Origin of the sequence: Jeotgalibacillus campisalis, assembly GCF_000829515.1 — a bacterium.
GTDB classification, from domain to species: Bacteria; Bacillota; Bacilli; order Bacillales; family Jeotgalibacillaceae; genus Jeotgalibacillus; species Jeotgalibacillus campisalis.
Map to the genome: position 1 here is coordinate 750,158 of NZ_JXRR01000014.1, position 12,724 is coordinate 762,881.

The 12,724-nt window shown below is 40.0% G+C and carries 16 protein-coding genes; 6 read left to right on the top strand and 10 right to left on the bottom strand.

What is annotated here, in order from left to right:
• Positions 1–147 precede the first annotated feature (147 nt).
• A complete protein-coding gene (locus KR50_RS10815; protein WP_041058069.1) occupies positions 148–876 on the bottom strand; it encodes a pseudouridine synthase in 729 nt (242 codons plus the stop codon).
• Positions 877–1,048: 172 nt separating this feature from the next.
• Here KR50_RS10815 and KR50_RS10820 point away from each other — a divergent pair, with 172 nt between their 5' ends.
• From KR50_RS10820 to KR50_RS10845, 6 genes are all read left to right on the top strand, one after another.
• Positions 1,049–1,813: a segregation/condensation protein A gene (locus KR50_RS10820; RefSeq protein ID WP_041058305.1), complete on the top strand. Its 765-nt coding sequence runs from the start codon at positions 1,049–1,051 to the stop codon at positions 1,811–1,813.
• Entirely contained in the window at positions 1,800–2,408 is a 609-nt protein-coding gene (scpB, locus tag KR50_RS10825) for an SMC-Scp complex subunit ScpB (RefSeq protein ID WP_041058071.1), read from the top strand. The genes KR50_RS10820 and scpB overlap by 14 nt, the downstream gene beginning before the upstream one ends.
• A 107-nt stretch (positions 2,409–2,515) precedes the next feature.
• Positions 2,516–3,604, top strand: coding sequence for a D-alanyl-D-alanine carboxypeptidase family protein (locus KR50_RS10830; protein ID WP_052476980.1), 1,089 nt, complete (start codon positions 2,516–2,518; stop codon positions 3,602–3,604).
• Positions 3,605–3,610: 6 nt separating this feature from the next.
• Positions 3,611–4,210 (top strand): nucleoside recognition domain-containing protein, encoded by a 600-nt coding sequence (locus KR50_RS10835; protein WP_041058073.1) that lies wholly within the window; start codon positions 3,611–3,613, stop codon positions 4,208–4,210.
• Positions 4,210–4,740 (top strand): spore maturation protein, encoded by a 531-nt coding sequence (locus tag KR50_RS10840; RefSeq protein WP_041058074.1) that lies wholly within the window; start codon positions 4,210–4,212, stop codon positions 4,738–4,740. Before KR50_RS10835 ends, KR50_RS10840 begins: the two co-directional genes overlap by 1 nt.
• A gap of 57 nt (positions 4,741–4,797) precedes the next feature.
• Positions 4,798–5,337, top strand: coding sequence for a DUF309 domain-containing protein (locus KR50_RS10845; protein ID WP_041058075.1), 540 nt, complete (start codon positions 4,798–4,800; stop codon positions 5,335–5,337).
• 33 nt (positions 5,338–5,370) lie between these two features.
• On the opposite strand, the gene KR50_RS10850 is transcribed toward KR50_RS10845, so the two are convergent.
• The 9 genes from KR50_RS10850 to KR50_RS10890 all read right to left on the bottom strand — a co-directional run bounded on the left by KR50_RS10850 (position 5,371) and on the right by KR50_RS10890 (position 12,719).
• Entirely contained in the window at positions 5,371–5,724 is a 354-nt protein-coding gene (locus KR50_RS10850) for a GNAT family N-acetyltransferase (protein ID WP_041058076.1), read from the bottom strand.
• Positions 5,725–5,976: 252 nt separating this feature from the next.
• A complete protein-coding gene (gene lysA / locus KR50_RS10855) occupies positions 5,977–7,290 on the bottom strand; it encodes a diaminopimelate decarboxylase (protein ID WP_041058309.1) in 1,314 nt (437 codons plus the stop codon).
• 81 nt (positions 7,291–7,371) lie between these two features.
• Positions 7,372–8,835 (bottom strand): spore germination protein, encoded by a 1,464-nt coding sequence (locus KR50_RS10860; protein WP_041058077.1) that lies wholly within the window; start codon positions 8,833–8,835, stop codon positions 7,372–7,374.
• Between the two features lie 2 nt (positions 8,836–8,837).
• Positions 8,838–9,269 carry a stage V sporulation protein AB gene (locus KR50_RS10865; RefSeq protein ID WP_041058078.1) on the bottom strand — a complete coding sequence of 144 codons (432 nt, stop codon included), beginning with the start codon at positions 9,267–9,269 and terminating at the stop codon, positions 8,838–8,840.
• Positions 9,259–9,876, bottom strand: a complete 618-nt coding sequence (locus KR50_RS10870) for a stage V sporulation protein AA (RefSeq protein WP_041058079.1) — start codon at positions 9,874–9,876, stop codon at positions 9,259–9,261. Before KR50_RS10870 ends, KR50_RS10865 begins: the two co-directional genes overlap by 11 nt.
• 24 nt (positions 9,877–9,900) lie before the next feature.
• On the bottom strand, positions 9,901–10,650 hold the full coding sequence (sigF, locus tag KR50_RS10875; protein WP_041058080.1) for an RNA polymerase sporulation sigma factor SigF: 750 nt from the start codon (positions 10,648–10,650) through the stop codon (positions 9,901–9,903).
• An 8-nt stretch (positions 10,651–10,658) separates the two neighbouring features.
• Entirely contained in the window at positions 10,659–11,099 is a 441-nt protein-coding gene (gene spoIIAB / locus KR50_RS10880) for an anti-sigma F factor (RefSeq protein ID WP_041058081.1), read from the bottom strand.
• Positions 11,099–11,449, bottom strand: coding sequence for an anti-sigma F factor antagonist (gene spoIIAA / locus KR50_RS10885; RefSeq protein WP_041058082.1), 351 nt, complete (start codon positions 11,447–11,449; stop codon positions 11,099–11,101). The genes spoIIAB and spoIIAA overlap by 1 nt, the downstream gene beginning before the upstream one ends.
• 109 nt (positions 11,450–11,558) lie before the next feature.
• Positions 11,559–12,719: a D-alanyl-D-alanine carboxypeptidase family protein gene (locus KR50_RS10890; protein ID WP_041058083.1), complete on the bottom strand. Its 1,161-nt coding sequence runs from the start codon at positions 12,717–12,719 to the stop codon at positions 11,559–11,561.
• Positions 12,720–12,724: the final 5 nt, after the last annotated feature.

A 12,724-nucleotide genomic window follows, 5' to 3' on the forward strand; every position in this document is an offset into this window, starting at 1 on the left:
GTTTCTTTGCCATTATAGCATTTGTTTAAGAAGCTCAAGGGGGAAGTATATGAATGAACTGTGAAAACTAATCTTTTATAGTCAGTATGTACCTAAATACAAGTTGAAACTACAATCTCATTGGAAGATTGTAGTTTCAACAGGTAATTATTTAGTGCCGCTTTCTGCAAGTGCACGCAGCTGTTTAACTTCGTGCGGGGTCAACTCTCTGGAATCCCCGGTATTTAATCCTCCTAAATGAAGAAAAGCATATCTTTCACGTTTCAGCTTTTGAACGGGGTGCCCAATGGCATCAAACATCCTGCGCACTTGGCGATTACGTCCTTCATGAATGGTAAGTTCTACGATGGTTTTGTTTTTAGCCTTATCTGCCGAAACCACTTTTGCTTTAGCAGGGGCTGTCATTCCATCTTCGAGCTTCACGCCTTTTTCTAATATTCGCAGCGATTCCCTTGACACTAGTCCTTTTACTCGTGCAATATACGTTTTATGCACTTCATACTTCGGGTGAGTCAGTAAATTGGCAAACTCCCCATCGTTTGTTAAAAGCAAAAGGCCAGATGTATCGTAATCCAGTCTTCCCACGGGATAAATTCGTTCATCTACATACGGGAGAAAATCTGTTACAACTTTTCGGTTTTTATCATCACTTACAGCTGAAATAACACCTGTTGGCTTATATAATAAAAAGTAAACTTTATTTTCCCGTTCGATTTTTATGCCTTCAACTTCGATAACATCAGAGGGGGTAACCCTTGTGCCAAGTTCTGTAATCATTTTGCCGTTAACTTTTACTTTTCCTGATGTAATCATGTCTTCTGCTTTCCTGCGCGAAGCGATTCCCGCGTGAGCGATAACTTTTTGTAAACGTTCCATTAGTGCACCTCATTTTACTTGTTGTCTTTCTTAGTGCATTATGGCACATAACGTCTTAAAAGCAAACTCTCTGTCAAATTAAACACGGAATTTGAAGTTTTTCTCCTATTGGAACCTTACGAAGGATGTTTTATACTAAAGTGTAGATGAGATGAAGGAAATGGTGGTTAAAATGGAATACAGCGTAAAAGTAGATGCTTTTGAAGGTCCACTCGACTTATTGCTTCATTTGATTCAAGGACTTGAAATTGATATTTACGATATACCGATGGCGGAAATTTCCGAACAGTACATGCTTTATATTCGAGCGATGAAGGTGCTTGAATTAAACCTTGCCAGTGAATATCTTGTAATGGCTTCGACCTTGCTTGCGATTAAAAGCAGGATGCTTCTTCCTAAACATGAAGAATCCTGGGATCACGATGATGCGCCTTTTGAAGAGGAAGATCCACGTGATGAGTTAGTCGAAAGATTGATCGAATACCGGAAATACAAGCATGCCGCTGTTGAATTAAAGGAAAAAGAACAGGAACGCGGAAGCTTTTATACGAAAGCCCCCGTTGATCTTTCTCAATTTGAAACACAAAAACAAGATTCACTTGAAGAATTGCAGATTGATCTTCATGATTTACTAGGAGCATTTAATAAATTAATGAGAAGGAAAAAATTAAAGAAACCGATGTCAACAAAAATTTCCAGACAGGAAGTTTCAATTGATAAAAGAATGGAAGAAATTTTAACTGACTTAAGAAAGCTAAATGGACCAAAATTGTTTCATGAAATGTTCCCCATTACGGAGAAGCCTCATATGGTAATCTCCTTTTTAGCGGTGCTTGAACTAATGAAAAGAAATGAAATTACTATTCGACAGGAACATAATTTTTCTGATATTTTGGTGGAAGCATTTGAAGGAGTGAATTTAGTTGCACAACCATGACATCGACGCCGTCATCGAAAGTCTTCTTTTTGCTGCCGGCGATGAAGGATTGAGCATTTCCCAACTGTCTGCAGTATTGGATATCTCCATGCAAGAAGCAGAAATTACGATCAACAGATTAAAAGAGTCGTATGCTGATCAGAAAAACAGAGGCATTCATATCGTTGAACTGGCAGGCGCCTTTCAGCTTGCAACAAAAAGAGAAATGACACCGTACATAAAAAAACTTGTTGAAAGTCCTGTGACCTCCACGTTATCACAAGCTGCCTTAGAAACGTTGGCCATAGTAGCCTACAGACAGCCCATTACCCGGATGACGATTGAAGAAATCAGAGGGGTAAAAACAGACCGGCCTTTACACACCCTCGTTTCAAAAGGGCTGATTAAAGAAGCTGGACGCGCTGAAGGTGCAGGGCGGGCCATATTATATGGAACGACACATGAATTTCTAGATTATTTTGGTTTAAATGACCTGTCACAGCTTCCTGCATTAACAGAGGATATTGATGGTGCTGAAGGTGAAGAAGAAACCGATTTATTCTTTAAATCATTACAAAGCAGTTTGGGTGCTGATCAACCGGCTGATCACGAATAAGTCAAAAAGGTGCTTCCGAGAGAAAGAATCGGCGGCGCCTTTTTTTGTCATGAAGGACAAGTTTGCACATACGCTATTCTATACATTAATGTTGGATGGTGAATGCATTGAAGCTGATCGTCAAAATCATTCTTATATTGATTGTTTGTTATCCGGCCATCTCATTTCGTGCTGACGCTGCCCCGTCCCCTTCTGCTTCAGCTGATCAGGCTATTCTGATAGAAGCTGAAAGCGGAAGAGTCTTGTTCGAAAAAAATGCACACACAGAGCAAAAAATTGCAAGTATAACAAAAATAATGACCGCGCACTTGGCCATGAAACACGGCAACCCTGAAGAATTAGTAAAAATTAGTCCGGAAGCTTCTGTCACGGAAGGTTCAAGCCTCTATCTTAAAGCAGGACAAAAAGTTTCTCTATTGGATTTGGTTTATGGTCTGCTGCTTCGCTCAGGCAATGATTCAGCAGTCGCAATTGCAGAGCATATTAGCGGAAGTGTGGAAGAGTTTTCAAAGCTGATGAATAAAGAGGCTAAAAAAATTGGCATGAAGCATTCTCATTTTACTAATCCCCATGGTCTTGATTTGGATAATGAACATTATTCCTCCTCATTTGATATGGCCTTGTTAACGCAAGAGGCACTGAAAAATGAGTTGTTTGCCAAAATTTTCGGCACGGAAAGTCACAAAGCTACCTCCATTGATCCTTCACCTGTTTGGAACAATAAACATCGGCTGATTACAGGAATGTATCCCCATGCCACTGGAGGAAAAACAGGTTATACAAAACAGGCAGGACGTACGCTGGTAACCACAGCAAAGCGGGATGGAATGACACTCATTGTTGTCACAATCAGAGCCTCAAACGACTGGAACGATCATATGAACTTATTCGAATATGGATTTGCTAACTATAAGAAAACAGCCATTCTGCACCCTGACACTCTCCCCCCATTTCCCGGTCAAAATAGTAATGAATTTTATACACTTGTAGACCCATTTGAGTATCCTTTGACAGAAGAAGAAAAGCCACTCGTATCAATTGAAGGGAACATTCCTTATAACAGAAAATCACCACCGGTTGTAACTGTAAAGCTTGGTCAAGAAATCATTCATGAACAGGAGCTTATAAAAGAAACGCGTTCTACCGTTTTTTCAAGATGGGAACGATTTATTGAGAAGGTGATCTTTTGGCAGTGATAACAGATGGTTAATGTAATTTGGATAGGTATGATTGTAGTAGGAATTGTTTACAGTATTTTAAATGGAACCACTTCACAGATCAATTCGGCCATGTTTGATGCTTCAACACAGGCTGTTCAGTTAGTGATAGGCTTTATAGCAGTCTTTACATTCTGGCTTGGGATGATGGAAATCGCCAAACAGTCTGGACTGCTCGAAAAACTTACAGTGCTGTCACGGCCTATTCTATTGAAGCTTTTTCCTGAACTTTCTCCTAAGGACCCAGCCCTTGGATTTATCATGTCGAATATGACAGCGAATTTTTTTGGTCTTGGAAACGCAGCTACTCCATTTGGGTTAAAGGCAATGACAGCCCTACAGGCCAATAATCCAGACCCTTCAGTCCCAACACGTTCTATGATAACGTTTTTATGCTTGAATACTGCGGCTCTTACTTTATTTCCTACGACTGTCATTTCCTTAAGAATGACTCACGGAGCCCCAGATCCAATGGATATCGTCATTCCAGCTTTTTTAGCAACTTGCTTTTCCTGTGTCATTGCTATAACATTGGACCGATTATTTTATATGTTCACAGTGAAACGCAGCCATAGGAGGAAATAATGAATACCATAGCAGCTATTTCCACTTTTTTTCTCCCGGTTTTGGTAGGAGTTATCTTAGTTTATGCCCTCATAAAAAAAACAGATGCCTATGGTGCTTTTACTGAAGGAGGGAAAGAAGGCATTCGGTTATCGATCTCCCTCCTTCCCTTTTTGCTCGGTATGCTCGTAGCCATAAATATTTTAAGAGCCTCAGGATTTTTAGATGCGATGAATCAAGCTCTTTCACCTTTACTCATTTGGTTATCGATACCACCGGATCTACTGCCGCTTTTGTTTATAAGGCCTATTTCCGGTTCAGCTTCACTAGGCATGGTTGCCGACTTAACCGCTACATACGGGACTGAGCATTTCATTTCCAGAGCAGCAGCCATCATTCAAGGAAGCACAGATACTACTCTGTATGTATTAACCGTCTATTTTGGTGCAGTAGGGATTAAAAAGATGGGACGGGCATTAACGATTGGTTTATTAGCAGATCTTGCGGGAATGACTGTAGCAATTCTGATAACCATCTGGTATTTTACTTAATCCTTTTTGATTTTTAAAATTTTATGCTACTATGTAAATGAGATTGGAGGTGTAAGGGTGAACCAACAGTATCCTCAATCCTATATTGATTATTTAGTCCATTTTCATGGGGATCGTGACTATTTTGAGTGCCATGAAATACTTGAAGACTATTGGAAAGAAAATACACCAATGGAAAGAGATTCTATATGGGTTGGCTGGATTCAGCTGGCAGTTGCGCTTTATCATCAGAGAAGAAATAATTTCTCAGGAGCAGGACGAATGATCGAGAAAGCCCTTGATAAATTCAGGCTTCACTATGAAGAACTAAAAACGTTTGGGATCGACTGCCCTTTTTTTATGGAGCAATTACAGGAATTGAAAGCCTCTATCCAAGCAAACACTCCCTACACAAGCATGCAGCTGCCCATTACCGATATTGAATTAAAGCAAACATGCCGGCTCCTAAGTACTGAAAAAGGTTTTATATGGGGTAAAGAAAGTGATTTAAAAAACCCTATGATAACCGATCGCCACAGACTAAGAGACAGACAGGAAGTTGTTCTTTTAAGAGAAAAAGAATTAAACAGACGAAAAAACAGGCCTGCATCTTATTAAGATGAAGGCCTGTTTTTAGCTTTTTTATGCGATTTATTCTGTTTCTTCATAGATGCACTTTGACAAGAACCGTTCTGTATGTTCAGTACTTTCAAATCGCTTATCAGGATGCATTTCACGAAGCGTGGAGATCATCTTTTTGCCAATGCCTTCATTCCGGTGAGAAGGACTGACAGATATATGCTGAATAAGAATCGTTTCTTCTCCTATTTTTATCCCGACTAAGCCGATAATATCTTCTTCTTTCCATAAAAAAAGCCGATTCGCTTTATCTTCTTCATACATTTTCATCGATAACTGCAACTGTTTAATATCCTTTTCTGTCGGCATAAAGGACATCAGGCCCATTGCAATCTTTTCAAAGGATTTTTTGTATCTGATTAGCATAGTTACCCCTCATTGTGGTCATGATAGTGTAAATTCAATACAAGCAGGGATCCGCAATCCTCTGCAGGCGTTTTTAATCATACTAAAAAAAGAGTGGTAATTCAACTAAAGACCAAAATCCTTATACGATAAACATCCAATAAATAATTCCCCAAGCGATTCCGCCTGCAATTAATAGCACAAAAAGCCATCCGTTTCTTGATTTCATTTTCATCACTCCCTTACGTCATAAGCAAATATAATTCATGCTGCTTATTTGTGCGCGTAAAGAGGCAGATCATGACGGACTAAATCTTCATATGATTCTCTTTTAATCACAAGCGCAGCTGCTCCATTTTCCACAAATACTACTGCAGGCCTTGTAATTCGGTTATAATTGTTTGCCATCGCATAGCCATATGCTCCAGTGCAGAAAACAGCCAGAACATCTCCCGGTTGTGCTTTAGCAATCGGCAAATCCCAGATAAGCATATCTCCTGACTCACAGCACTTGCCTGCCACAGCTACAGTCTCTTCGCAGTCTGCTTCGGGGCGGTTTGCAATCGCTGCTTCATATCTTGCGTCGTATAGTGCAGGCCGAATATTGTCACTCATACCGCCATCAACTGCAAGATATTTTCTTATATCAGGTACAACTTTTGAAGAGCCCACTGTGTAAAGTGTCGTGCCGGCATCTCCAACAAGTGAACGCCCCGGCTCAATCCAGATTTCAGGCATGGAAAGAGATGCATTCTTCATCAATGTCTTTACTTCAGAAATAATATCTTTTACATATTCTGATGGAGCAATCGGCGTATCTTCTTTTGTATAGCGAATGCCAAAACCGCCGCCCAAATTCAGCACCTGAGAGGTGAAATCATAATTTTGTTTCCACACAGCGAGTTTTTCAATCATTTTTTCAGCAGCTTTTTTAAAGCCTGTTGTTTCAAATATTTGTGAACCAATATGACAATGCAGACCGAGAACCTTTAGTTCATTTTTGGCCAATGCCAGCTTTAGAGCTTCTTCTGCCTGCCCGTTTTGAAGATCAAAACCAAATTTAGAATCTTCCTGGCCTGTTAGAATATAGTCATGTGTATGCGCTTCGATACCCGGTGTTACTCTTAAAAGAATGGAAGCGGGTATGTTTTTACTGCGGCAGGCTTCTGACAAAATTTCAAGCTCGTGAAAATTATCTACAACAAAGCATCCAATTCCGTAATCTAAAGCCATGTTGATTTCTTCTTTGCTTTTATTATTGCCATGAAAATGAATTCTCTCTGGATCAAAGCCGGCTTGAATCGCCGTATATAGCTCTCCGCCTGAAACTACATCCAGACTCAGCCCCTCTTCTTCTATAACTTGAATCATGGCTATAGATGAAAAAGCTTTGCTTGCATAGGCCACCTGCGATGTAACACCTAATTTTTCAAAGGTTTCTTTAAACCCTTTTGCCCGCTCACGAATAAGAGCAATATCATAAATATAGAGGGGGGTGCCATACTCTTTTGCAAGTTCAATGGTATCAACCCCTCCAATTGTTAAGTGACCTTTTTCATTTGTGCCTGATGTGCCATAATAATGCATAATACAGTTCCTTTCTTTCTGGACAAAATATCCTTTACTAATTAGTTGAACTGTACCATATTCATGCATTATAAATCAATTTCATTCTCCTGTAGGTTTCTGTCTTACGCGGTCCTTCGTTTTAACAATCATCGGCCGGAGCAAGGCGCTAGTCATAGGGAGTCTCATCAAAATCCTAAGCATAGCCTTTGGTCTAAATGGAACAAGCGGCCAAAGATACGGGGTTGAGAAAGATTTAATATTTATAAGATACAAAATATAAATAGTAAGGCCTACAACAAGACCATCTATATGAAAAAGCCATACGAGAAATAGTAAAGAAAGCCTCACCATCTTATTGGCAACACTCAGCTCATAGCTCGGAGTAGCAAAAGTGCCAATTGCGGCAATTGCAACATACAAAATGACTTCCGGCACAAAGAGTCCCACATCAATCGCTATTTGACCGATTAGAACTGCTGCAATTAAACCCATGGCGGTCGACAGTGGTGTAGGCGTATGGATAGCAGCAATACGTAAAAATTCTATTCCTATATCAGCAATTAATAGCTGAAGAATAAGCGGTACATTCGTATCCTCTTCCATGCCTAAAAAAGCCATTGACTCAGGTCTTAAATCAGGATCGATTGCCAGCAGATACCATAATGGCAGCAGGATTAATGATGCAACGATGCCCATAAGACGAATCCACCTGATAAACGTTCCTACAGCGGGAGATTGACGGAACTCTTCAGCATGCTGCACATGATGAAAGTATGTGGTAGGAGTAATCATTACACTTGGAGATGTGTCTACATAAATTAAAACATGTCCCTCAAGCAAATGAGTGGCTGCAATATCTGCCCTCTCTGTAAACCTGACCAATGGATAGGGATTGAACCCTTGTTTAACAATATATTCTTCAAGTGATTTATCTGTCATTGTCAGGCCATCCACATCAATGGCTTCGAGTTCTTTTTTTATCGTATCGATCAAATCCTGGTTCGCCAGGTCTTTAATATATCCTACCGCAACGTCAGCTTTGGATCTTTGACCAACTTCCATCATATCAAAGCGTATTTTCTCATCGCGTATACGTCTTCTTGTCAGCGCTGTATTCACGATAATATTTTCGACAAACCCGTCACGGGAACCTCTTACTACTTTTTCAGTATCCGGCTCTTCAGGCTGTCTTCCTGGATAACTCCGTACATCCACTACATAGACATGCCGGTCTCCTTCAACCTTAATCGCAATAAGCCCCGAAAAAACCTGACGAATTACATCCTCTACCGTATCAACTGTCTCGACGGACTGATGGACCAATCGGTTATGTATTATAGAAGAAAGATTAGTTCGATCATTTTTCGGAATTTCAATCTCAACAATTTCTTCTAATATTTGCATGATAAATAATGTATCACATAATCCATTGACCGCATAAAGATGAACAGGAGTGCCTGCAATGATAAACTTTCTTACCATAAAGTCGAAGCTTTCACCTAATCCAGCTCGTGATGTTAATATTTCATCTAATTGACCTGCTTTTAAAGGTATGGACTGCATAGCTAATCTCCTTTATGATATGGAATAAAAAACAGCCAATAAAATAATGACCCTGAAACTTTCCCTAAGATAATCGCAAACATAATTGATTGTAATTTTGCCGTGATCCCCAGTCTTCTTGTAACTAATGGTATAACATCAAGCACTTCTGTTAATGCAGCTGCCAGCATGCCGATAAATGCTCCTGCCAGCAAACCAACATATGGAACCAGTAAAAATCCATAGACAGTCGTGACGCCATACAAGCTGCCCGCAAGTCCTGTAAGCGCTCCTAATATGATTGCCCATTCCAATGAGGGTAAACGTTTTTTATTCTTCGTCAATTGAATAAGCCGGGGAACGATTCCAAGAACACTTAAAAAAGCGACAAATCCGCCACCTACTGCAAGCCCGGAAGCAAGGCCCACAAAAATGACAAACATGTTAATGATCATATTGTGCAGCTTTCTTTCTTTCTTGATCTACTATATAATCTTCCAACGATTGCTCATAGTTATACACTTCCACGTCCAAAGGACTTGGTTCTTCGTTGAATTTTTTCTGAAAAATATGATTAAAAAATAAAATCATGCCAATTCCAAGACCGAATGAATAAGGGATCTGAAACCACAAAGGATGCTCTAATCTTTTACCTGTCATCATTTGGACCATTGTGATTTGTGTTTCCTTCATGCTGACGTCTTCATGAAAATACATGATCGTCAGCCCTGCTCCTACAAACAATAAGCTCCAAACAAAAAGAAAAAGTGGGAGAGAGCCTTTTTTTTCCCTGTCTCTTAATTCCACAAGTGTAGCTGATGCGCCAAGTAGTTCAATTTCAACAGTGGGCATTTGTTTACGAACCAGCTCAATCATATCCAGCTGATCAACCAGGACATATGTTTCAGCTGAACTTACATCGGTTTCAACGACTACGAGTTTTTGAAATCGTTCCAATTTGATATGAGGCGCCCTAATATCCGCGACATCTTTCACACATATCGGCTTTCCTTTTTGTACATTTATTTTTCGTCTAAGTCTTATATAAACAGTCTGTGTCATGCTCTCTCCCCCCTCTCTTTTTATTCATGCCTCTTTTACATCATCCATCCACTCTCTGATGGACTGCAGAACTCTCTTTTCAATTCTAGATACTTGTACTTGTGAAATCCCGAGCTTGTCCGCTACTTCTGACTGCGTGCAATCTTTATAGTACCGTAAAAAAATAATTACCCTGTCCCTTTTTTCAAGTGTCAGCAGTGCTTCCTTGAGCGCAAGCTGTTGAAACCACTGATCCTCATCTTTTGAAGCCAATTGATCCAAAAGAGTGATTGGATCCCCTTCATTTTCATAAACCGTCTCATGAATAGAAGCAGGTGTTTTGGCTGCTTCTTGTGACAGCACTATATCATCTACTGTTACATCAAGTTCTTCGGCAATTTCAGATAAGGTGGGCAGTCTGCCATATTTACTGCTCAGCTGTTCTCTGGCTCTTCTCACTTTGATGGCTAATTCCTTAACGGATCTGCTTACTTTAACTGCTCCATCATCTCTTAAAAACCGTTGTATCTCCCCGATGATCATTGGCACTGCATAGGTCGAAAACTTTACGCTGTAGCTAAGGTCAAATTTATCTACTGCTTTAAGCAAACCGATTGATCCAATTTGAAATAAGTCATCAGGATCATGGCCGCGGTTTAAAAAACGCTGAACCACTGACCAAACAAGCCTGACGTTCGTTTCAACCATACGGCTTCTTGCTTCCTGGTCCCCCGCTTGGCTTAACCGAATCCATTCTCTGACCGTTTCATGGCTTGTCGTTGTTTTCGCACTCATAGGAGCACCTAATGACACTCAGCCTGAACAGAGGCTAAATGTTTGCTCATCCGAATGGTTGTGCCTTTTGAAGCAATAGACGTAACTTCCACCGCATCCATAAAGTGCTCCATAATCGTAAATCCCATTCCAGATCGTTCCATTTCAGGTTTTGTCGTATAAAGCGGCTGCATTGCTTCTTCGATATCATTCATTCCAATGCCCTCATCTTTAACTTCAATGGTTAAAACATTCTCTTCCATTAAAAGCGTCATATATACCCATTGATCATGGCTGCCATTATAGCCATGAATAATTGCATTCGTAACGGCTTCTGATACGACCGTTTTTAAATCTGTCAATTCGCCAATTGTCGGATCATAGGGTGCGATAAAGGATGCCACAACCATGCGGGCAAAAGCTTCATTTTCACTTATTGACCGGAATTTAAATATCGCTTCATTATTCATTACGCGACCCCCAATCTCATTAATGCCTGATCTTCAGAGGATTCAATAATCATGATGCGAAATAATCCTGACATTTCAAAAAGTCTTTTTACCGGTTCTGAAATTGCACAAATAATCATACTGCCGTTCTTTTTCTGCAGATGTTTGTACCTTCCGAGCATTAAACCAAGACCTGAGCTATCCATAAATTCAAGCTCAGCAAGGTTCAGCACAAGATGAGTTATGTCGTGCTCTTCCATTAGATTTAGCAGTTCTTCTCTGATTTTTTCCGTTGCGTGATGATCAAGCTCTCCGTGCATACGAAGCAAGAGTACATTCTTTTTAATCTCTGCCTGAACTGTAAAAGCCATATGACTCCCTCCTTTTTTTCCATACAGAGGGAGTATTCATGATCGTTAAACCTTATTCCTGCATGGTGACAATAATAGAAGAAACTAGTGTTTATTCGACTGCTTCTCCTTATCTGACCATTTCGTTCATTGATCTGACAAGCAATTCTCCCCAGGAAGCTTTTACGCTGTCGCTTTCTGCCACTATAGGTACCGAAGACAGTTCTTTGCCGTCAATTATCAGGGACATTTCACCAATTTGCTGTCCTTTCTTCACTGGAGCCGTCAATTCATTGTCAACTTTTATATTTTTTTTCACCTGCTGCTCAGCTCCCTGAACAGAAGAAAGCCATTTTAGGGGTTCACTTAATACACCTGACATCATAAAAGGAGAACCCTTTTCCACACGAATTTTGACGACTTTGTCTCCCTGCTTAGCAAGTGTTTTACTCTTGTATTGAGAAAAACCGTAATCAAGCATGGAACTGACAATTTCATTTCTTGCTTTTGAGGTTGGTGCACCAAACACAACAGCAATAAATCGCATGTCTTTCTTTTGTGCAGTAGCTGTTAAACAATACATCGCCTCTTTAGTAAATCCCGTCTTCAAACCGTCTGCTCCTTCATAAAAACGAACGAGCTTGTTTGTATTTACCAGCCAAAATGGGTCTTCACTATCTTTTCTTAAATAATCTTCATAGATCCCTGTAAATTGAATGATTTCTTCATGCTTCAGCAGTTCTTTAGCAAGCTGAGCCATATCAAAAGCTGAACTGACATGACCATCTGAAGGAAGACCCGTGGTATTATGAAATACTGTGTTTTTTAATCCGAGTTCCTTCACTTTTTCATTCATTAACCGGACGAAGTCCTTTTCAGAACCTGCTATATGTTCTGCCATCGCAACTGATGCATCATTCGCTGATGCAACAGCAATCCCTTTTACCATATCTCTGACAGTCATTTCCTCTCCAGCCTTTAGGAAAATTTGAGATCCTCCCATGGAGGCCGCGTACTCACTTGCTTTTACTTTGTCTTCCCAATTAATTTTTTTCTGATCAATGGCTTCCATGATTAATAGCATTGTGGCAATTTTAGTCATAGATGCTGGAGAAAGTGACTCTTTGCTGTTTTTGTCCATTACAATCATGCCTGTATGCTGGTCAATTAAAATAGCGGATTTCACTTCGTCTAAAGGAGATTTAATCTCATCGTTTGCCTGTATGGTCACAGACGGGAATAGTGAAAACAGTAACACTACGCATAAAGTTCTTTGAATCCATTTTTTCATTACAT